This window comes from Actinoplanes lobatus (assembly GCF_014205215.1).
GTDB lineage: Bacteria > Actinomycetota > Actinomycetes > Mycobacteriales > Micromonosporaceae > Actinoplanes > Actinoplanes lobatus.
The window spans coordinates 7855577-7875794 of record NZ_JACHNC010000001.1; the positions used below are offsets into that span (position 1 = coordinate 7855577).

The following is a 20218-nucleotide window of genomic DNA, read 5'->3' on the forward strand; positions in this document are numbered from 1 at the left end:
GTGGTCATGGTGTGGTCAGGTCGAACCGGTTGACGGTGACCGCGCCGCCGAGCGCGCTGGTGGCGTAGTTGAAGATGCCGAAGCGATAGCCCATGAAGAACTGCCAGGCGTTGTTGAGGGTGAAGGCCGGGCCCAGCGTGGTGAAGGTGCTGCCGTTGGTGCTGTAGGAGAACGTGGCGGTCCGTCCGGAGCCGGGCCGGATGTCGGCGGTGGCCCGCAGCCAGATCCGGCCCCCGGTGACGGTCGCGCCGGCCGCCTCGGCACCGGTGCCGGTGGTGGCCCAGCTCGAGTTCATGGTCAGGCCGTTGGTCATCGACACCCGGGTGGCGCCGTTGTCCTTGCGGACGCCGATCCAGGCCGAGGAGTCGCGCAGCATGGCCAGGCCCGCGCGGTCGCCGTTGGCCATCTGCGAGTAGTCCAGCTCGATGGTGGCGGTGGAGGACGGTCCCTGGATGCGGTGGGTGAGGGTGTTGCGAGCGTCGTACAGGTCGTTGGTGACCGTCGCGGTGGACAACCGCAGTCCGTTGCCGACGCTGAACCGGCTGGTGTCGGGGTTGTGGTTCCATTCCCAGCGGTGGCCGAGCGTGGCGGAGGTGAACGTGTCCGGGCCGGTCATCGGTTGCACGGTCCTGGTGGTGCTGATGTTCGGCCTCGGGTAGGTGGCTCCCCACCGGCCGTCGACGGTGGTCAGCACCGGCCAGTCGTTGCTCCAGGTGATCGGGGCCAGCGTCGGCACCCGCCCGCCGGGGAAGGCGTCGGTGAACGCCATGTACCACCAGTCACCGTTCTGGGTCTGCACCAGTCCGCCCTGGTGCGGGACGCCGCCGCCGGAGATCGGGCCGGGAAGGTCGAGAAGGACCTGGCGTTGCTCGTACGGGCCCCACGGGCTGGTCGAGCGCAGCACGTACTGGCCGTTCGCCGGACGGGTCAGCCAGATGTAGTAGTAGTTGCCGCGCTTGTACATGCGGGCGCCCTCGAGGGTGCCGATGCTCGACGGTGTGGTGTAGACGGTCTGCGCCCGCACCTGTGAGGTCAGGTCGGCCGACAGCTGGGCGACGCTGATCGTGCCGTTGCCGTAGGCCACGTACGGGGTGTCGTTGTCGAACAGCAGCCCGGCGTCGTAGTAGCAGTTGTTGATCCGGGCCTTCTTGCTCCAGGCGCCGTCGACCGCCGGGGCGGTGTAGACGTAGGTGCGGTTGAACTCGGTACAGCCGAGCCAGTAGTAGGTGCTGTTGCTCGCCCGGTAGTTGAACGCCGACGCCCAGATCCCTTTCACGTACGCCCGGCCGCCGGACAGGTCGTAGGCCGTCGAGTCGAAGTCCAGTCGCGGCACCGAGTGTCCGGCGTACTCCCAGTTCACCAGGTCGTACGAGCGCAGGATCGGCGCGCCCGGCGAGTAGTGCATGGTCGACGCCGACCAGTAGTAGGCGTCGCCGACCCGGATGATGTCGCCGTCGGCGAAGTCCTGCCACACCACGGGGTTGGTGAAGGTGCCGGCGGGTGTCGTGGAGCCGCCGATCCGGACGAGCTGCCACTGCTGGTTGGCGCCGTTCCAGTCGGAGTACTGCACGATGTTCGCGCCGTCCGCGGTTGATGCGCCCTGCACCTCGACGGCCTTGCCGCTGTTGCGGTTGATCAACTGGATATAGCCGTCAACATCGTCAATCTTGAACTGTTGATTCGTCGTGTTGTTGTCCGTCCACTGCACGATCGAACCGCCGTCGACGGTTGACATGTTGTAGACGTCGAGCACCTTGCCGGAGTGCCTCGACTTGAGCCGGTAGAAGCCGCTACCGGAGTCGACGAACTGCCACTGCTGCTGTGCCTGGTCGTTGCGCGTCCACTGGGTGATCCGGCCACCGTCGGCGGTGGACAGGTTGTAGACGTCGAGAGCCTTGCCACTGTTGCGGTTGACCAGCACGTACCAGGCATTGGTGTCGATGGTCGCCGCCCGGGCCGCGGACGAGACGGCCACGGCGAGCACCGCCCCGAGGACGGCGGCCAGCACGGTGACGGAGATGAACGGACGAGCCCTCATTGTTGAGCTCCTCGAATCGGAAGTGAGTTTGCCGGAAACCAGAATGAGAGCGCTCACATTCGTAAGGCGATATTGCCAGACGATTTCCGGTGTTTCAAGACAGAAACATAGATGAGCAGCTCAGATGGCCTTCCATCACCTCACAAGGCATCCGACTCGAGACGACTCCCCCATATTACAATTTCTCAGATTTCGTTCTCGATATTAACGCGAACATGATTGTCGGGACGTTTCTGTTATATGCGGGAGGGCACCGAAGTCGGTACGAACCGGCCGATCGGCTGTGGCGGCCCGCCGGGCGGCACACCACAGTGGAGCGATGGATGTCGTGGAACTCCACCGGCAGTTCGCGGAGGGTGTGGCCCGCGGCGACCCGGAGGTGGCCGACCGGCTCCTGACCCGGCTCCGCCCGCTGCTCGGCGCCACCCCCACGGTCGGGGTGCTGCTCCTGGCCGCGAACCTGCTGACGGCCCGGCACACCGCCACCGGCTCCCGGCACGACCTGCGGGACGCGTTCGCCGCGCTGCACCGGGCGAGCGAGCAGGGTGCGGCCGATCCGGACGACCCCCACTTCCTCGAGTGGGCCGTGGTGTCGGCCGGAACGTTCATCGCGGCCTACGCCGTCGACGCGGACCCCCGCGTCCTGGTGAACGCCGCCGACCTCATGCGGCCGCTGGAACAGCGCCTCGCCGGGGATCATCCGGTCCGCCCAGCCGTGCTGCACCTCTACGCCACAGCGCTGTTCCTCAACCAGACCCAAACCGACAAGACCATTCATCTGGTACGGGAATGCCTGGCCAAGATCCCGCCCGGATCACCGCAACGGCCCCCACTGGTCAGCATGCTCGGACTCGCCCTGCTGTCACAGTCCCAGCTGACCGGCGACAGCGCGCCCGCCGCCGAGGCCCGGACACTGCTCACGACCGCCGTGACCACGCTGCCCGACGGCCATCCGGCCCGGCTCCAGCTCGTTCCCGCCTACGCCAGGTCCCTGCTCGCCGGCGAGGACACCGACGACGTCGACCTGGCGATCAGCGAACTCGGCCGGGCGCTGCCGAGGGCACGTGACGCCGCCACACATACCGACCTCACGCAGGGCCTCGCCCAAGCCCTGCTCTTCCGGGCGACACGCACCGGCGGCCGCGACGACCTGGACCGGGCCATCGCGCTGTCCCGCGACGCCACGGGGGTGGCCCGGCACGGCGCCCTGGAGACCGGCGGACGGGCGTACCTGCATCGTTTCGTCTCCTACGGTGACCGTGCCGACCTGGACCGGGCCATCGACATGTTCCACCAGCGCGGCGCATACCCGGCGCCGCCGGACATCGGCACGCTCGCGTCACACGCGCACGCTCTGCGGTTGCGGTTCGACGTGACCGGCGACGCGGCCGACCTGCATGCGGCGGTGGAACTGCTGAGCGGCGCCGAGACCGCCGAGGGCCCCGGCGCCGACCTCGCGAGGATCATCCTGGCGCTGATCCTGTCGGTGCGGGCCATGCACCACGACGGCGATCTCGGCGACATCCGCCGGGCCCTGGCCCTGTTGGACCGCACCCGGCCGAGCACGACGCACACGACCGCCACCGGAACCGCTCTCGTGGCGGCCTACCAGGTCGGCGGCGATCCGGCCGACCTGGAACGCGCGATCGGCACCCTCCGCCGGGACGGGCCGGGCCCGGCATCCCACCGGGAGGAGATCGATCGGCTGATGACGCTCGGGGCGGCGCTGACGGCCCGAGCCGGTTTCGCCGGCGACGGCGGCCTTCCGGAGGCGATCACCGTCCTGCGCCGGGCCGGCACGATGATCGACGACGGCGACGTGCTGGCGACGGCACTGCGATACCAGCTCGCGAACGCCCTCGTGGCCGCCGGTTTCCGGGACACCGTCCGGCTGGAGGAGGGCATTCTGCTGCTGCGGGAGATCCTGTCTCGAACGGATCTGCTGACCATCACCCGTACCCTCGCCGTTGGTCGTCTCGGAACCGCTCTGACGCACCGGTTCCTCTTCTCCGGCCGCCCCGAGGACCTCCGCGACGGCATCGATCGCCTCCGGGAGGCGCTGGCGCGGACGCCGATCGAGGGTGTCGGCCGATGGTCGCTGCAGGCGGACCTGGCGACGGCCCTGTCGACCCGGTTCGAGCAGCACGGCGACCCGGCCGATCTGGAGGCGGCGATCGAACTCGTCGGCACGGCGGCCGAACAGGCCGGCCAGACCCAGGTCTACGGGACCAGCGCCCTGCGGATCACCCTGCTCACCAGGCTGGAACGGCTCGGCGGCGAGGACCGGCTCGACGAGAGCATCACGATGCTGTACGACACCGTCGGCCGGCTTCCCCGAACCCATCACATGTACGACGTCGTGTCGGCCAACCTCGCCGTGGCGCTGACCCTCCGGTTCCGGCGGGACGGCCGGGTGGCGGATCTCGACCGGGCGATCACCATCGAGCGCGCGCTGGTCCGCGACGGCACCCCGGATCCGCTGTTCGCCGCCAACCTGGCCGGGCACCTCAGCGACCGCTACCGCCACCATCGGCACCTGGCGGACCTCGACGAGGCGATCGCGATGCGGCGGCTGGCGATCGACCGGGCCGCGCCGGGGCATCCCGGTCGCGCCACCATGGTCGCCGAACTGGGCGGACTGCTGCGGCTGCGGGCCGACCTGTTCGGCGACGAGGCGGATCTCCGCGAGGCGGTCGAGAAGGGCCGCCACGCGGTCGAACTGGCCGGGCCGGATCTCGGCAAACACGATCAGGGGTCGATTCGCGAGGACCTCGCCACCACGCTGATCGCGTGGTTCGACCGGACCGGGCAGCGTGACCACCTCGAGGAGGCGATCGACCGGCTCGGCGAGGCGATCGCGGTGTCCCCGGCCGGGGACCGCAACCAGGCCGCCTTCCTGGCCACGCTGGGGGATGCCCGGCTGCGCCGGTGGCGGCACTCCCGCGACGAGGCGGACCTGCGTGCCGCGGTCACCGCCCACCGTGACGCCGTGGCGAGACTGCGGCCGGACGGGCCGACCCGCTCCGTGCACCTCGCGGCCCTGGCCGAGGCGCTCATCCTGGACGGCGTCAACCGTGGTGACGTGACGACGCTGGCCGCCGCCCGCGACCACGGCCGGGAGGCGGCACAGCATCGGCCCGCGCCGGCCGAAACGCGGATCGACGGCGCCGCGGCCTGGGGCAAGGCGGCCCGCTGGCTGGGCGACATGCCGGAGGTGCAGCGCGCCTACTCGTACGCGGTCGATCTGCTCGCCACGCTCGCGTGGCACGGCATCAACCGTTCCAGCCAGGAGAAGGCGCTCGGCCGCTGGACCGGCGCCCCGCCGCAGGCGGCCGCCGCCGCCCTGACGAACGACGACCCACCGGGCGCGGTGGAGATCCTGGAACGCGGCCGCGGCATCCTCTGGACCGGCCTCCTCGACGCCCGTTCCTCGCTGGCGGAGGTCGCCGACCGGGCCCCGCACCTGGCCGCCGAACTGCTCCGGGTCCGCCGGGCCCTCGACACCCCCGCCGGGCTCAGACCCTGACGCTCGATGCTGTCGGCAAGGCGACGTACGCAACGGGCATCGTCCGCTGTCTCCATCACAACCTTCCCGTTCAGGAGGAGCGATGGGTACAGCGCAACGTCCGGTATCGCTCGTTCCGCCGGTGCGGACCGCCAGGGGTACGAGGATGTCGCCCGCCGCCGCCTGGGCCGCGAGCCTGGCGGCCACCGTCGCGTCCACCTACGCGCTGGACGCCTGGGCGGCGGTCACCGGCGCCGGTCTGGTCGCGTCCGGGTTGCTCGCCGGCTTCGGCCATCAATCGGTGGTGGCGTTCCTCCTGGCGAGCTACACGGCCTGGGTGTTCGGGCTGCGCGCCGGCCTGAGAGCGAACGGAAGCCTGCTGGCGGCGACGGGCACGAGCACCAACGTGCTGTCCAAGCTGGCGTACGACGTCGCCCGCCGCCGGTTCGGCGAGGGGACCGCGGCCCGGCTGGCCGCCGCCGTGGCGTACACCGGCACCGAGATCGCCAAGGAGGTGCCGTACTACCTGGCCGCGTTCGGCGCCGCCGCCGCGACCGACGCGATCACCACCGATGAGGCACTCGTCTTCCTCGCCGGCGCCAACCTCGGCGCCGCGTGCTACGAAGGCGTACTCGCCCGCCTCACCCGGACCGTTCTCGGCCGGGACCGCGGGCATGCGTCGTTCGACACCGACTGGGTGCCGGCCGAGTACCTCACCGACTACTACCGCACCGTCGAACCGGACGAGATCGCCACCATCGCGTTCCTCGTCGACGCGATGCGCCACGCCGAACGCGATCAGCCGATCCTCTACTTCGGGACCGGCCCCACCCTCCACCACGTGTTCGCGTGCGCCGAGGCGGCATCCGAGATCCATCTGGGCGACTACCTGCCGGAGAACCTGGCCGAGATCCAACGGTGGATCGAAGGGGCACCGGGCGCCCACGACTGGCGGCCGTTCGTCCGCTACACCCTGCAGTGCGAGGGCAACACCTGTCCCACCGACGACGAGATCACCGCACGCGAAGACCTGACCAGGGCAAAAATCACCACACTGGTACGGGTGGACGCCCACCACCCCCGTCCGGTGAACCGGCGCTACCCGACGGTGGTCAGTGCCTACTGCGCGGACTCGGCGACCGGCGACCGCGCCACGTGGGAACTGTTCATGCGCCACATCACCGGCCTGGTCCAGCCGGGCGGCCTCTTCCTCACCGCGGCGCTGCGCCGGTGCCGCGGCTACACGGTCGGCGGCAAGACCTTCCCCGGCGCCGACATCGACGAACGCGACCTCCAAGCAGCCCTTTGTCCCGACTTCGAACCGCTGCACGAGGGAATCGAGGTCATACCGACGGCCCAGCATGGTTCCCACGGCTACGCCGCGATCCTGCTCTGCCAGGCACGCCGCGCGTAGCCGTCCGGCCGGACCGGTCCGTCGCCGACAGATCGTCTAGGGGCGCCGTCCCGCCGCTGCCACCGGCGCGATGGCGCGGAGTTCGGCGGTCAGCCTCACGGCCAGCTCCTGCGCGGATTCCGACGGCGGCGACGGTGTGGGTTCGAAGAAGGTCACCTTGAGACGGGGGCGCCGGGGAAAGCGTGCGATGTCCACGGTCCCGGAGACCGCCGCGCAGACGATGCGGGCCTGCGGCACGGCCTGGGCGAGACGTCCGACGCCGCTGCGGGCACGCAGGTTCCGGCCCTGCGAACGGCTGCCTTCGGGGAAGATCCCGAGGCAGCCGCCGGTGGAGAGGCACCGCATCGCGGCCTCCAGCGCGTCCGTGTCGGCATGCCCGCGCCGTACGGGGATCTGTCCCATCCCGTCGAGCACCCGGCGGAGCAGTGGGTTCTTCCAGAGGGATGCTTTGGCGAGCGCCCGGATCTGCCGGCGCCGGCGGCCGGCGAACGCGATGACCACAGGGTCCCACGCGCTGTCGTGGTTGGCCGCGACGATCGTCGCGCCCTGCGCCGAGAGGTGGTTCAAGCCCACCACTTCGATACGGCCCCACCAGCGGACGACGGGCCACGCCGCCGCCATGACTGCTCGATAGACCGGCGAAATCCGGCCGGCGTCGCCGGGGGCGGCAGAACTGTCGCGTTCCATGTCTCACTCTCGCTGTTCGAACCGAGGCCGTTTCGCCGGTGACGCTAGCTGGTTCACGCACGGCCACGTGCACCCCCGCCTGTGGACGGCCATTCGGCGCCGGGACGGTGTGCCGTCCTTCAGGCGCAACGATCAGGTCGGGATGCGGCGGAGGTGCCCAGGCGGCCGGCTCGGCGTCAGAGGTGGTGGGACCCTGCGGCGCGCAAGCTTGCGCGCTCGAATTCGCGTGGCGATCGAAGCTTTCAGCGGCACCGACGAAGGCCCGTTGAAAGGCAACCTCGTCGTCTACCCGAACACGGGCGGGGTGTCCTGGGCCAGCAACACCGGTGGAGGTGGCGGCACCCTGATCATCCAGAACGACGGCAACGTCGTGCTCTACGGGCCCGGCGGCGCCTCCTGGAGCACCTACACCGCCGGCGGCGTCTCGAAGCTGGCCGCGTCCGCCGCGATCGCGTTCGTCAAGCGGCAGCTGGGCAAGCCGTACCTCTACGGCGGGACCGGTCCCGGCAGTTACGACTGCTCCGGGCTGATGCAGGCGGCCTACGCCAACGCCGGTGTCGGCATCCCCCGCACCTCCTCCGAGCAGTACAACCGGTCCCGCCGCATCAGCCGCGCCGAACTCCAGCCCGGTGACCTCGTCTTCTACTACAGCGGCATCAGCCACGTCGCCATGTACGTCGGCAACAACCAGATCATCGAAGCCCTCAAGACCGGCACCGTCGTCCGCTACGACTCCATCACCCTGCCCGGCAACCCGATCGGCTACGGGCGCGTGGCCTGACACCCAGCCCAAGACAGAGGCGCCGCCGTCCCGGTCGGGACGGCGGCGCGGCCCGGCCGCCTGTTCCGCGCCGAGGAAAGGGACGCACCTTGAAGACGAACGGCTGACTTCGCCGGTACGGGCTCGCGAGGAGGATCGCCTGGTCAACGTCACGATCATGGGGTGAGTTCCTGGCGGCGGCGGCACTGCGCGGTGACGACCTGGCTGAGGTCCTCGACGGGGTGATCCGCTACGCGCGGCTGCATGATGTGCCGGCGGAAATAGTCGATCCCACGGAGGCCGACGACAAGTCGACGGTGGCGGTGTGGGCGCCGCGGAGCGGTTGGATACTCATGATCTGGCCGCGGTTCTTCAACGGCCTCGGAGACGCCGCCCAGTGGCTGTCCCGCGAATTCGATGCTCTGGTCAGCACCATCGAGGTCTACGACGGCGACCTCTGGAATCACGTGCTGTGGCGCGGCGGGACCGAGCTGGACCGCTTCAGCTCCTGCCCGAACTACTTCACCGGCGATCGCCGTGAGATCAAGCGCCTGAAGCAGGAATGGGCCGGCCACCCGCAGGTGGTCGCCGAAGCATTCAGCATAGCCACCGACCTCGTCACCCCGTACCTGATACCCGTGGCGTCCTCGGGCCTCTTCGGCTGGTGGCTGGGCCGCCGCAAGCCATTCCCTGACGACCACACCACGCTGAACGACATCTGGATCTTCACCGACTTCTGGCAGAAGGCAGGCATCACCTACCCGGAGACAGACCTCCCAGAGATCCGTACGATTCAACGATCCAGGCCCCGAAGCGCTGCCGAGCGGAGGCCCCGGCCTGTAGTGATCCGCAGGTCTCGCAGCTGAACACCGATGCAAATCAAGATCAATTCCAGTACGGTCCCCGGCATGCTCCCGCGCCTCCGGCTTCTCAGCGCCGGCGAACACTTCAGTGTCTGGGTGTGCGCCCTGTTCGCTCTGGTCTCCATGACCATGCTCGTCACGGCGCCGTTGACGGCCGCGTTGTGCCTGCTGTTCTTCGGTGGCGGCTTCGTATTCTGGGTCTTCGAGTGGCGCAGGCGGGCCGTCGACGAGACGATGCGGACGGTCGGCGTATCCGCTCGGCGGTTCGCACGGCACGACATCGCCGGCTATCAGCAGCTGATCGTGGACGTGGCTCCGTTGGGAGGAAGGCGAGCCGCCGACACACTCACCGAGCTCAGCGAATGCGCCCGGCTGCTGGACGGCCTGTTCTTCCACGCCCGCCGACGGGAGATCCGCGCGTTTCCCGAGGTCGGCGATGTGCCGCTGAGCTGGGCGTTGGCCAGTCTGAACCCGGACGGGTACGTGCGGGCGGCCGCCCTCGCCAAGATGGGCCGGGCGCCTCAGCCCGAGTTCATTCCGTTCCTGGTCGAGCGGGCCGTCGAGCGGGTCGACGTGGTCCGTTCAGCGGCGCTGACCGTGTTGCGCCCGATGCTGGCCGACGAATCCGCCCGTACGCTGATCGCCCGTTCGTTCTCGCGGGTGGCGGGCCGGCGCCATGCCGGCGAACTCGCCGCGTTGCTCGCGCCCGAATCGAGCCGGCCGGAGCCGGGCCGGTGTTCGGAGGCGGCGTTCGCGTCGTGCGGGACCACTTCCCAGTACTGTGTGGCCCTCGAACGGGGAGCCGGGCCATCGCTGGCGCCGATCTGTTGCGGCAACGACGGCAACCTCTGGCAGCCGTGCGACCTCGTTTCCCGGCAACGGCGGCGGTGGGCCCGGGAGCAGAGCGGTCAGCACTCCGTACGCGAACACTGAAGCGGCCGGGACCGCAAGGGTCCCGGCCGTTTCTCGTGCCGGTCAGAAGTCGTCGTCGAAGCTGACGGTTCCGGTCACGCCGACCTGGTATGCCGACACGCGCCGCTCGAAGAAGTTGGACAGTTCCTGAACGTCCTGGAGTTCCATGAACGCGAAGGGGTTCTTGCTGCCGTACATCGGGTCGATGCCGAGTGCGGCGAGCCGCCGGTCGGCGACGTGCTGGAGGTATTCGCGCATGTCCGCCGGCGACATTCCGGAGACGCCCTGTTCGAGCAGGTCGGCGGCGAACTGGACCTCGCACTCGACGGCCTCGGCCAGCATGTCGCGGACCTGCTGCTGCATCGTGGCGTCGAACAGGTCGGGCTCCTCGGCCCGCACCTGGTCGACGACGTCGAAGGCGAACGCCATGTGCATGCTCTCGTCGCGGAACACCCAGTTGGTGCCGGACGCGAGACCCTGCAACACGCCGCGGGAGCGCAGGAAGTAGACGTACGCGAAGGCGCCGTAGAAGAACAGCCCTTCGATGCAGGCGGCGAAGCAGATGACGTTGAGCAGGAATGCCCGCCGGTGCTCCTTGGTCTCCAGCCTGCGCAGATCGAAGACCGAGTCGATCCACTTGAAGCAGAACTCGGCCTTACGGGCGATCGACGGGATGTTCTCGACCGCGGCGAACGCCTCGAAACGCTCCTGCTCATCGGGCACGTAGGTGTCGAGCAGGTTCAGATAGAACTGGACGTGTACGGCCTCCTCGAACAGCTGCCGCGACAGATAGAGCCGGCCCTCCGGCGAGTTGACGTGTTGATACAGGTTGAGGACCAGGTTGTTGGCGACGATGGTGTCGCCGGTGGCGAAGAAGGCGACCAGCCGGGACACCAGGTGCTGTTCGGCGGGCGACAGTCTGGCCAGGTCGGCGAGGTCGGAGTGCAGGTCGACCTCCTCCACGGTCCAGGTGTTCTTGATGGCGTCCTTGAAGCGGTCGAAGAAGTGCGGGTACTTCATCGGCCGCAGGGTCAGGTCCATTCCGGGGTCGAGCAGCATTACTGGCAGGCCTCACACGATTCGGGGTTTTCCAGGGAACAGGCCTCGGCCGGCGTGAGCGCCGGGATGAGGGAGACCGGGGCGGTGACAGCGGGCGCGACCGCGACGGTGGCCTGCTGGATGCGGGTGGCCGGACGCGAGCGCAGGTAGTAGCTGGTCTTGAGACCGGCCTTCCAGGCGTACAGGTACATCGAGGAGAGCTTGTTGATGGTCGGTGCGGCCATGAACAGGTTCAACGATTGCGACTGGTCGATGAACGGGGCCCGGGCCGCCGCGAGTTCGATCAGCGCCTTCTGCGGCAGTTCCCAGGCGGTGCGGAACAGTTCCCGTACGTCGTCCGGCAGTTCGGCGATCGCCTGCACCGAGCCTTCGGCGCGCTTGATCTGCTCGCGGATGGCGGCGGTCCACAGTCCGCGGGACTTGAGTTCCCGTACCAGATAGGTGTTGATCTGAAGGAACTCGCCGGACATGGTCTCGCGTTTGAACAGGTTGGACACCTGCGGCTCGATGCATTCGTAGGCGCCGGCGATGGACGCGATCGTCGCGGTCGGCGCGATGGCGATCAGCAGCGAGTTGCGCAGCCCGTGTGCGGCGATGGTCGATCGCAGCGCCTCCCACCGGTCGGTCTGCGTGACCTCGGCGCCCCACAGGTCCGGATGCAACTCACCCTTGGCGGCCCGGGTCTCGGGGTACGCCGGATGCGGGCCGACGGCGGCGGCGAGTTCGGCCGACGTCTCCAGGGCGGTCAGGAAGATCTCCTCCTGGACGCGGGTCGACAGGTCGCGGGCTTCGGCGGAGTCGAACGGCAGTCGCAGGGTGAAGAACGCGTCCTGCAAGCCCATCAGCCCGAGCCCGACCGGCCGCCACCGCGGGTTCGAGGCTGCGGCCTGCTGCGACGGGTAGTAGTTGATGTCGATGACCCGGTCCAGGTAGACGACCGCGGTCCGCACCGTCTCTCTCAACTTGACCCAGTCAACACCGTCAACGTTGACGTGTTGACCCAGGTTGATCGAGCCGAGGTTGCAGACGGCTGTCTCGTCGTCGTTGTTGACCTCGAGGATCTCGGTGCACAGGTTCGACAGGTGGATCACGTTGCCGGGCTCGCCCGTCTGGTTCGACAGCGAGTTCGAGCGGTCCTTGAACGTCATCCAGCCGTTGCCGGTCTGCGCCAGAGTGCGCATCATCCGGCCGTACAAGTCTCGGGCTTTGACGGTTTTGACGGCCTTCTTCTCGGCCGCCCGGTAGGCCTCGGTGAATTCGTCACCGAACAGGTCCGGCAGTGACGGGGCGTCGGACGGGTCGATGAGCGACCATTCGCCGTCGGCCTCGACGCGGCGCATGAACTCGTCCGGGATCCAGTTCGCCAGGTTCAGGTTGTGCGTGCGGCGGGACTCCTCGCCGGTGTTGTCGCGCAGTTCCAGGAACTCCTCGATGTCCGGGTGCCACGGCTCCAGGTAGACACATGCGGCGCCTTTGCGGCGGCCCCCCTGATTGACCGCCGCCACCCCGGCGTCGAGCGTTTTCAGGAACGGGACGATGCCGTTCGACTTCCCGTTGGTTCCGCGGATCAGGGCGCCCCGGCCGCGGATGCGTGACCAGGCGATGCCGATGCCGCCGGAGAACTTCGACAGTTTCGCGACCTGGTGGTAGCGCTCGTAGATCGAGTCCAGTTCGTCCTTCGGCGAGTCGACCAGGAAGCACGACGACATCTGGGTGTGCCGCGTGCCGGAGTTGAACAGCGTCGGCGAGCTGGGCAGATAGGCCAGCGAGGACATCAGCCGGTAGAAGCCGATCGCCTCCCGGGCGTCCTTGGACAGTCCGCAGGCGACCCGCAGCAGCCAGTACTGCGGGGTCTCCACGACCAGGCGGGACTGTGGGTGGCGCAGCAGGTAGCGGTCGGCGACGGTACGCAGGCCGAAGTACTCGAACCGCAGGTCACCGGCGGCGTCCACGGCGTCGTCGAGTTTGCGCGCGTTGCGGGCCACGAACGCCGCGGTATCGTCGCCGATCAGGCCGAGGCCGTGGCCGTAGCGGATCGACTGGCTGAAACTGGCGACGCCCTGACCGCGGACCTCCTTGTCGACGTACGCGGCGAGCAGCCGGGCGGCGAGCTTCGAGTACTGCGGTTCCTCGCCGATCAGCTCGGCCGCCGTCTGGATCGACAGTTTGTCCAGCTCAGCGGTGGTCGCCCCGTCGTACAGGCCACTGATGGTCTTGGTCGCCACCCGCAGCGGGTCGACCTCACCGAGATCAGCGACCCACAACTCGACCGCCTTGACGATCTTGTTGACGTCGACCGGCTCCAGGTCGCCGTTTCTCTTGCGCACCTGCATCACATGGCGGCGCTGCTCCGGCACCACATGTCCGGTAGCCGGCGGATCCTGCGTAGCTGCTGTCATGTCTCGTCCCCCTCATCACGCCGGCCGAGGTCTCGGGTGCGCAGGAGGACGCCGCCGCGGCCCAGGAAGGGCCCGGCTGATGGCGTCGGCCGTCCCACGCGGCCTTCGACCGCCGCGCATCACTGTGGATGCACGGCGCGCTGGCAGGTCTTCGGACTCGTGGGCCTTGGGTAAAGCCGCCTACTGGCCGTCGCTTCCCAGGCTCTGACGAGCCCAGTGCTTCATGACGGCGGTCGTTCCCACTCACCGCTGCGGGGCAGTCCCGGTTTCACACCGGGTTCCCTGTTGCCTCGGACACACCCTGACGGGCGCGGCCGAACCAGCTGCGGGGAACACCATATATGGGCGGCATCGGAAAGTCACAACCCCACATGGTGTGTCCAAACCGTCACCCTCATGGCGGCATCGTTCGTGGGGCGCCGACACCGGCATTGGCCAGGATCGCCGGCAGCAGGCCGGGAAAGCGCTTCTCCACGTCACGTGTGCGCAGCTCGCAGCAACGGAACCGGCCGGCCTGGCTCACGCGTACGAGACCGGCGGTGGTGAGAGTCCTCAGGTGATGGGAGAGGGTCTGGCCGGTCACCGGCACGTCGAACGCACCCTGCACCACTCCCCCAGCGGTGGCCAACTGCCGGACGACCTCCAGCCGCACCGGGTCGCCGAGAGCGTCGAGCACCCTGCCGAGGTCGACGTCAGCAAGGTCGGGATGTGCCCAGCCCCGTGGCCGCCGTCTCCGCACGTCGTACCTCATCTCGTGACCCGCCTTCTCGCCGACTGTCCTTACCGGGTGAGTCGCTTCGGCGGAGCGTTCGGTTCCCGGATCGCCACCGGCCGGAAAGCCAATAATGGTCAGGTCATGGGTGAGGATGAATTGAGCGCCGTTCGGCGACGACTTCCACGAGGATCGCGAACCTGGGGAATGGTGACCGGATTCCCGGCGGGTGCCGGGCGCGCGGGCATGGCGGTCGACGTCGGCGACCCGGTTCCCGGTTGGGTCGATGCGCTGGCGCTGCCGGAGGAGCCCTCGCAATGGCCGCCCGTCGGGCGTAAGGGCCTGTTCGAAGTACTCCAACATCGCGGGTTCGAGATTCGGCTGCTTCCGCTCGACGCCGGCATGCGTGGCCGGGGCGCGCGGTCACACCGACGGTCGGGGTCGGAATGGGCGGCGATCGCGCGACGCCGGCCCGTGGGCGCCGTCCTCGACGCAACGGTCGAGCGCGTATTTCCGGGCAATCGCGAGTACACCGTCCACTTCGGCGAGGCCTACGAGACTGTCGAGTACGAAGGCACCCCGCCCGACCCCGGCGCCCGGGTGTCGCTCATGGTCGAAAAGCAGTCGGAGTGGACACGCTCGTTGATACTTCGCCCCTGCGACGAGTAGGGCGATCATCCTGAGTCACCACAGTTTGATCTGGTCGGGGTCATTCCCCGTCCAGGTCAGTGGTGCCGCCTCCCAGTGCCGTTTCAAGCGCAACATCAAGAACATCGTAGGCTCGCCATGACCGGCTCAATCCTGAGGTGCTTGCCCTGCCAGCACGCGGCGCCGTCGCTCCTCGTAGTCGGAGGCAGTGAGAACACCGAGGTACTCGACGAGAAGCCCTTTTGACAGCCTGTCGATGCTCAGAACATCTGGCGAACTCACCCGGGCAGCGTAGGCCAGTGAGCCGGCCGCGTGCACAACATCCGCCGACCGCCTACTTCGCGGCAGATCAATAAGCAGGGCCCCGGCAAAGTCGTGACGGTGTCCGACTTGGGGGATCTGGAGTAGAAGCGCCGCTGTTGGGTGTAGCAAGACGGGCATGACCGGTTCGAAAGATCATCAAGGTTCCTACGCCACGATGATCTATCCGAAGTGAGTCATGCCCGCACTGCCATCATCGCTGATCTCCTCTTTGTCCTGCGCACCGGCTCTGACCGTGCCCGAAACCGCTGGCGGCCTGGTGGCAGTGCTCGATTGCCTGCCTGATCCGCGGGCACGTCGTGGGGTCCGGCACCGGTTGACGGCGGTAGTGATCGCAGCAGTCTGTGCCGTGATCGCCGGCTGCCGTTCCTATACGGCGATCGCCGAATGGGTCGCCGACGTTCCGGCCTCGACAGCTCTCGCCCTGGGTATCGCCCCTGACCGGCGCCCCTCTGAAGCGATGATCCGCCGATTGCTGCAGGCCCTCGATGCGCAGCTGCTGACCACGGCGATCGCTGTCTGGCTCGTAGGCCGGGCCGAGACCTCGACAAGCCGGCAGGCCATCGCGGTCGACGGCAAGACACTGCGCGGATCCCGCACCGGCGACAGCACCGCCCGGCACCTGCTGGCCGCCTGCGATCAGAACGCCGGCATGGTCCTGGCCAGCACCGATATCGACAGCAAGACCAATGAGATCACCCGATTCGCGCCTCTGCTGGACCAGATCGGCGACCTACGAGACGCCGTGATCACCGCCGACGCGATGCACTGCCAGCGCGAACACGTCGACTACCTCGCCGAACGGGGCGCCCATTGGATCCTGACCGTCAAAGGCAACCAACCGCACCTGCACAAACAGCTCTCCCGTCTGCCCTGGCGGCAAGTCCCGCAAGCTGCCCGCCAGGATGACCGCGGCCACGGCCGCCGGGAGATCCGCACCCTGAGGATCGTGACCGTCGCCGCAGGCATCGACTTCCCGCATGCCGTCCAAGCCCTGCAGATCCGCCGTCGTAGACGCCGCCTCGACCAGCCACGGCGCTTCACCACCCAAACCGTCTACGCCATCACCGACCTACACGTCCACCAGGCAAAACCTGCCCAACTGGCAGCCTGGATCCGCGGGCACTGGACCATCGAAAACAAGATCCACTGGGTTCGCGACGTCACCTACGCAGAAGACCGCAGCCAAATCCGTACCGGCACCGGACCACACGTCATGGCCGCCCTCCGCGACGCTGCCATCAGCGCATTACGGGCAGCCGGAACCACCAACATCGCCGCCGCCACCCGCCATCACGCCCGCGACAGCAACCGCCCGTTGACACTCCTCGGCCTCATTTAGGACTTTGCCGGGGCCCTGGATCAATAAGCGCTCGTATCGGGGGAACCGCGATGAGGGCACCGGATCATGCATGGCCACCCGCCAGAGATCACAATTTGGCGATGGCCGCGAGATCTCCACTCGACGACATACGTGATCATTCACATTCGTCAGGCCGGACCGCGCATCCAGCTGACCGAAAGGATGAGTGCTCGCCATCGTTTCCCATGTAATTTCTCGATGCAACAACATGTTCCTTGCTTCTCGTTGCGCCACCCTATCGCGTAGAACATTCACTATTGACACGCGAGGCTTACCGCTCGCGACCCCGCGCCCATTGCGTTCGCTTCCATGGGCGAGAATCCAGACTCGACGCGCCGGTGAAAGGAATCACGACGTGACATTGAATTCCTGGGCGGCCGGGGAATCGGCACGTGCCGCCACTGTCGGGTGGATCGTTCTGGCCGTTGCGGCCCTGGCCTTGCTGATCTTTGGCATTGTGGCCGCGTCGGTCGCCTCGGAGAATCTTCTTGATCGAGTGGCTCGGCTCGCTCCGCCGGGTTCCGTCACCCGATGGTCACTACTGGTCGGCGGCATTGGATTTGTGGCACTCGGCTTCATCGTTGCCAGCTGGGGAATCGCTATCGTTGGCGGCGTGGCTGTATTCATCTTCTGGCGACTGGTGGACAGGAACATCTATTGAGGTTTCTCAACCAGGCCACTCGCGTCCCCATGGGGTGGAAACGGAGGTCATGTCCTCCTGGATACTCTGGCGCCCGCCTGGCCTGTCAGAATGCGCCGGATGGAAGCCCAGGATCTGGAGCGTGCTGTCCGAACGATGGGCGAGGTCCTCGAACCACTGGTGGACCTCGACTGGTCGGTCACGGCCGGCACCCTCGACCGGACCTGCCGGGAGACGCTTGCCCACATCGGTCATGACCTGCTCGCCTACGCGGCTCAAGTGGCCGGCCGGGTACAGGATGCGTACCTGCCTCTGGATCTGGTGATCCGCGACGACGCCTCGGTGCCGGAGGTGCTGGCGGTCGTCGAGGCATGCGGTGGGCTGCTTGTCGCGGCGCTGCGAGCCGCGGGGCCGGACACGCGGGCCTGGCACTCCGGGCCCTGCGACGTCAGTGGTTTCGCTGCGCTCGGCGTCGCCGAGGTCGTGCTCCACACCTACGACATCACCCAGGGCCTGAACGTGAGTTGGTGGATACCCGCGAAGTTCAGCACCCGCGTGCTGGCTCGGTTGGCGCCGGACGCGACTGTCCAGCAGCGGCAGGAGACCGGAAAGCGGCAGCATTCCACGCAGGTCCTGCTCCGGCACACCGGACGCCTCGGCGATGCGGGCCCGCGGCGGTGGCACATCACACCGGATGAGCAATACGCCGCTACGGAAGACGCCGGGGCCGGCGGCGCTCCTTACACCTGCCCCTGCTGCGGCCATGCCACGTTGTCGGAGCGAGGGAACTTCGAGATCTGCGATGAATGCTGGTGGGAGGACGACGGCCAGGACAATCACGACAGCGCAGTCGTCAGGGGTGGACCGAACGGTGGTTTGAGCCTCGACCAGGCGCGAGTCGAGTACGTTCGAAAAGGCCGCGGCCGGGCACTGAAGCCGCATTTCCCCCCGAATGAACCCAGGTAGCGCCATCCGGCCACCTCACGTCGGTCATGTGGGGAAGGAATGCTCCATGACGTCCGCATAGAGACGGGCGAACTCCCGACTCAACACCAGCGCCTCCCCGAGATTGCTGGACGCGAATGATTGCGCCTGCTCCTCGATAGCTGGAAAATCGACGGCTTCCCATTGGCCTTGATAGTGCCTTTGGCCGCGGTAGACCGCTCCGCCGGCAAGATGGCTTGCCCGCCGGATGCAGTCACTCAACAGCTGCCGGTCACCCGGGTCCTCCATCAGCGACGATGCCTCGTAGATGAGGTTCACGTGCTGAAAGAGTTTTGTACCGAAGGGCCCGCTGTCCGGGTCGTAACCCTCCAACCAGTCCATCGCATGGTCACGCAATTGCCGAGATGAAGGATCCGTGCGCTCTTCCGCGTCGACTACGGTGGCGGCGACCGCAACGGCTCGCGACATCAATTCACGCACTTCAAGAAACCATGGCGCGAACTCTCGGTGCGAGTGCCAGTTGCAATAACGTACGAGGAAGAGCGCGCCGGCGATTCGATTCGACCCGGCATTGGCGAGTTGAGGATTGTTCGGACTCATCTACGCGGAAACTTCCTTTGGTCGAGGAAACCGAACTCGGAGTCCGGGAAGGCCATCGAGGCGTCGCGCTCGAAGTGAAGGTACCCGGCGACTGGCCGCCACCGGTCAGCGCACTGGTGCCGGGTTCGCGGAGTCAGCCGTGGCGAATGCCGGGGGCGGGTCCACGATGTCCCCGGCCACTCGTCTGCCCGGGTGGGCAGAGCCCTGCTCAGTTGCCGCGGTCGCGGAGGAAGACGTTGGTGATGTAGGTGACGTCGTTGTCCCCGCCGGCCAGCAGGTTCCTGGCGTACGACGTGAAGGCGACGAACCGGCCGTCCGCCGAGACCACCGGGTCCTGGCTCTCTCCGGTCGGCTGCGCCCCGTCGTAGGCCACACTGACCCGCTCGATGTCGCCGGTCTGCACGTCCCGTACGAAGACGTCCCGCCGCCCGTTGGTGTCGCCGGCGACGAGCCCGTGCTGGCCGGAGGTGAACGCGACGTACCGGCCGTCGGCCGAGATGGCCGGGCGCGCCGTCGGGGTCCGGGCCGGCGATTCCGTCGGCCGCAGGTACGCCTCACGGCTGGCCCAGGTCAGTGTGCCGGTTTCCAGGTCGCGAACGTACACGTCGGCTTGGTTGTTGGTGTCTCGGGCACCAGGTTGCTGTCCGACTCGAAGGCCACGTGGCGCCCGTCGGCGGAGATTCGCGCGATCAGGCTCGTCTTCGGTGACTCCGAGCCGTCGGCCATGACGCTGACCCGGTCGGTGATCCCGGTGGAGCGGTCACGGACGAACACGTCGGAGGCGTGGTTGGTGTCCGGCCGCAGGGAGAGGTTCGGGGAGGCGGTGATGAAGGAGACGTACCGGCCGTCGGCCGAGATCGAGCTCTGGGCGACGATGTCGGTGGCTTCCCGGCCGTAGGTGTCGACACTCACCCGTTCGGTACGGCCGGTCTGCCGGTCGTGGACGAAGACGTCCATGGAGCGGTTGGTGTCCCCCGGCACCAGGGTGGTGGCGAACGATTGGAATGCCACATAACGCCCGTCGGTCGAGACGGACGGGGCTTCGGCGCCCTGCGGCACGGGTAAGCCGTTCGGGCCGACACTGATTCCGGTCGTGGTGGCGGGCACGCCCTCCGCGTGGGCCGGGACTCCCGGCGCGAGCGCGGCGACGGCGAGTGAGCCGGCTACCGCGACACCGAGCGGCCGGCTGACATGTGCTGCTTTCGTCTTGTCCTTCCGAGCAAGGCGATCGCCCGTGGACATTGATCGACGAATGACCATATGTGGATGCGACAAGGGCGCCCGGGCGGACGTGATACCGAAACTTGCCGAAACCGTTTTCGTTCGTCACAGTGAGGCGCAATAGATGGATG

The 20218-nt window shown here is 67.9% G+C and carries 17 protein-coding genes and 1 riboswitch; of the genes, 9 read left to right on the forward strand and 8 right to left on the reverse strand.

The features are described from left to right. Nucleotides 1–4 precede the first annotated feature (4 nt). The gene (locus BJ964_RS36095) at nt 5–2038 is read right to left on the reverse strand and encodes a family 43 glycosylhydrolase (protein WP_188124832.1); all 2034 of its coding nucleotides are present in this window, start codon (nt 2036–2038) and stop codon (nt 5–7) included. 319 nt (nt 2039–2357) lie between these two features. On the opposite strand from BJ964_RS36095, the gene BJ964_RS36100 reads away from it, so the two are divergent. Both BJ964_RS36100 and gntF read left to right on the forward strand, forming a co-directional pair. Further along, nucleotides 2358–5564 (forward strand): hypothetical protein, encoded by a 3207-nt coding sequence (locus BJ964_RS36100; protein ID WP_188124833.1) that lies wholly within the window; start codon nt 2358–2360, stop codon nt 5562–5564. A 145-nt stretch (nt 5565–5709) separates the two neighbouring features. Further along, on the forward strand, nt 5710–6957 hold the full coding sequence (gntF, locus tag BJ964_RS36105; RefSeq protein WP_188124834.1) for a guanitoxin biosynthesis pre-guanitoxin forming N-methyltransferase GntF: 1248 nt from the start codon (nt 5710–5712) through the stop codon (nt 6955–6957). A gap of 36 nt (nt 6958–6993) precedes the next feature. Here gntF and BJ964_RS36110 read toward each other — a convergent pair whose 3' ends face one another. Further along, nucleotides 6994–7578 (reverse strand): lysophospholipid acyltransferase family protein, encoded by a 585-nt coding sequence (locus BJ964_RS36110; RefSeq protein WP_229807246.1) that lies wholly within the window; start codon nt 7576–7578, stop codon nt 6994–6996. A 292-nt stretch (nt 7579–7870) separates the two neighbouring features. On the opposite strand from BJ964_RS36110, the gene BJ964_RS36115 reads away from it, so the two are divergent. From BJ964_RS36115 to BJ964_RS36125, 3 genes are all read left to right on the forward strand, one after another. Next, complete coding sequence (locus BJ964_RS36115; protein ID WP_229807245.1) at nt 7871–8425, forward strand: NlpC/P60 family protein; 555 nt, start codon at nt 7871–7873, stop codon at nt 8423–8425. 221 nt (nt 8426–8646) lie between these two features. Beyond that, nucleotides 8647–9270, forward strand: a complete 624-nt coding sequence (locus BJ964_RS36120; protein WP_188124837.1) for a hypothetical protein — start codon at nt 8647–8649, stop codon at nt 9268–9270. Nucleotides 9271–9312: 42 nt separating this feature from the next. After that, nucleotides 9313–10200: a hypothetical protein gene (locus tag BJ964_RS36125; protein WP_188124838.1), complete on the forward strand. Its 888-nt coding sequence runs from the start codon at nt 9313–9315 to the stop codon at nt 10198–10200. A 42-nt stretch (nt 10201–10242) separates the two neighbouring features. Here BJ964_RS36125 and BJ964_RS36130 read toward each other — a convergent pair whose 3' ends face one another. The 3 genes from BJ964_RS36130 to BJ964_RS36140 all read right to left on the reverse strand — a co-directional run bounded on the left by BJ964_RS36130 (nt 10243) and on the right by BJ964_RS36140 (nt 14388). Beyond that, entirely contained in the window at nt 10243–11238 is a 996-nt protein-coding gene (locus BJ964_RS36130) for a ribonucleotide-diphosphate reductase subunit beta (protein WP_188124839.1), read from the reverse strand. After that, nucleotides 11238–13637, reverse strand: a complete 2400-nt coding sequence (locus BJ964_RS36135) for a ribonucleoside-diphosphate reductase subunit alpha (RefSeq protein ID WP_188124840.1) — start codon at nt 13635–13637, stop codon at nt 11238–11240. The genes BJ964_RS36130 and BJ964_RS36135 overlap by 1 nt, the downstream gene beginning before the upstream one ends. Nucleotides 13638–13762: 125 nt before the next feature. Continuing rightward, a riboswitch (cobalamin riboswitch) is annotated at nt 13763–13976 on the reverse strand. Nucleotides 13977–14031: 55 nt separating this feature from the next. Next, nucleotides 14032–14388, reverse strand: coding sequence for an ArsR/SmtB family transcription factor (locus BJ964_RS36140; protein ID WP_188124841.1), 357 nt, complete (start codon nt 14386–14388; stop codon nt 14032–14034). A 3-nt stretch (nt 14389–14391) separates the two neighbouring features. Between BJ964_RS36140 and BJ964_RS36145 the strand changes: the two genes are divergently transcribed. The 4 genes from BJ964_RS36145 to BJ964_RS47525 all read left to right on the forward strand — a co-directional run bounded on the left by BJ964_RS36145 (nt 14392) and on the right by BJ964_RS47525 (nt 18287). Further along, nucleotides 14392–15018 carry a hypothetical protein gene (locus BJ964_RS36145; RefSeq protein WP_188124842.1) on the forward strand — a complete coding sequence of 209 codons (627 nt, stop codon included), beginning with the start codon at nt 14392–14394 and terminating at the stop codon, nt 15016–15018. A gap of 478 nt (nt 15019–15496) precedes the next feature. Beyond that, nucleotides 15497–16660: an ISAs1 family transposase gene (locus BJ964_RS36150; protein ID WP_239163898.1), complete on the forward strand. Its 1164-nt coding sequence runs from the start codon at nt 15497–15499 to the stop codon at nt 16658–16660. Between the two features lie 376 nt (nt 16661–17036). Beyond that, nucleotides 17037–17342, forward strand: a complete 306-nt coding sequence (locus BJ964_RS36155) for a hypothetical protein (RefSeq protein WP_188124843.1) — start codon at nt 17037–17039, stop codon at nt 17340–17342. A 99-nt stretch (nt 17343–17441) separates the two neighbouring features. Then, nucleotides 17442–18287, forward strand: coding sequence for a CPCC family cysteine-rich protein (locus tag BJ964_RS47525; RefSeq protein WP_203832686.1), 846 nt, complete (start codon nt 17442–17444; stop codon nt 18285–18287). A 24-nt stretch (nt 18288–18311) separates the two neighbouring features. Here BJ964_RS47525 and BJ964_RS36165 read toward each other — a convergent pair whose 3' ends face one another. The 3 genes from BJ964_RS36165 to BJ964_RS36175 all read right to left on the reverse strand — a co-directional run bounded on the left by BJ964_RS36165 (nt 18312) and on the right by BJ964_RS36175 (nt 20108). After that, on the reverse strand, nt 18312–18866 hold the full coding sequence (locus BJ964_RS36165) for a hypothetical protein (protein WP_188124844.1): 555 nt from the start codon (nt 18864–18866) through the stop codon (nt 18312–18314). Nucleotides 18867–19074: 208 nt separating this feature from the next. Beyond that, nucleotides 19075–19470, reverse strand: coding sequence for a TolB family protein (locus BJ964_RS36170; protein ID WP_188124845.1), 396 nt, complete (start codon nt 19468–19470; stop codon nt 19075–19077). Next, on the reverse strand, nt 19437–20108 hold the full coding sequence (locus BJ964_RS36175; protein ID WP_188124846.1) for a TolB family protein: 672 nt from the start codon (nt 20106–20108) through the stop codon (nt 19437–19439). Before BJ964_RS36175 ends, BJ964_RS36170 begins: the two co-directional genes overlap by 34 nt. Nucleotides 20109–20218 lie beyond the last annotated feature (110 nt).

Coding starts and splice junctions, on each gene's coding strand:
- BJ964_RS36125 (WP_188124838.1), top strand. CDS start 9,313: ATGCTCCCGCGCCTCCGGCTTCTCAGCGCCGGCGAACACTTCAGTGTC.
- BJ964_RS36110 (WP_229807246.1), bottom strand. CDS start 7,578: ATGGCGGCGGCGTGGCCCGTCGTCCGCTGGTGGGGCCGTATCGAAGTG.
- BJ964_RS36130 (WP_188124839.1), bottom strand. CDS start 11,238: ATGCTGCTCGACCCCGGAATGGACCTGACCCTGCGGCCGATGAAGTAC.
- BJ964_RS36165 (WP_188124844.1), bottom strand. CDS start 18,866: ATGAGTCCGAACAATCCTCAACTCGCCAATGCCGGGTCGAATCGAATC.
- BJ964_RS36135 (WP_188124840.1), bottom strand. CDS start 13,637: ATGACAGCAGCTACGCAGGATCCGCCGGCTACCGGACATGTGGTGCCG.
- BJ964_RS36100 (WP_188124833.1), top strand. CDS start 2,358: ATGGATGTCGTGGAACTCCACCGGCAGTTCGCGGAGGGTGTGGCCCGC.
- gntF (WP_188124834.1), top strand. CDS start 5,710: ATGTCGCCCGCCGCCGCCTGGGCCGCGAGCCTGGCGGCCACCGTCGCG.
- BJ964_RS36175 (WP_188124846.1), bottom strand. CDS start 20,108: ATGTCCACGGGCGATCGCCTTGCTCGGAAGGACAAGACGAAAGCAGCA.
- BJ964_RS47525 (WP_203832686.1), top strand. CDS start 17,442: ATGGAAGCCCAGGATCTGGAGCGTGCTGTCCGAACGATGGGCGAGGTC.
- BJ964_RS36150 (WP_239163898.1), top strand. CDS start 15,497: ATGCCCGCACTGCCATCATCGCTGATCTCCTCTTTGTCCTGCGCACCG.
- BJ964_RS36140 (WP_188124841.1), bottom strand. CDS start 14,388: ATGAGGTACGACGTGCGGAGACGGCGGCCACGGGGCTGGGCACATCCC.
- BJ964_RS36095 (WP_188124832.1), bottom strand. CDS start 2,038: ATGAGGGCTCGTCCGTTCATCTCCGTCACCGTGCTGGCCGCCGTCCTC.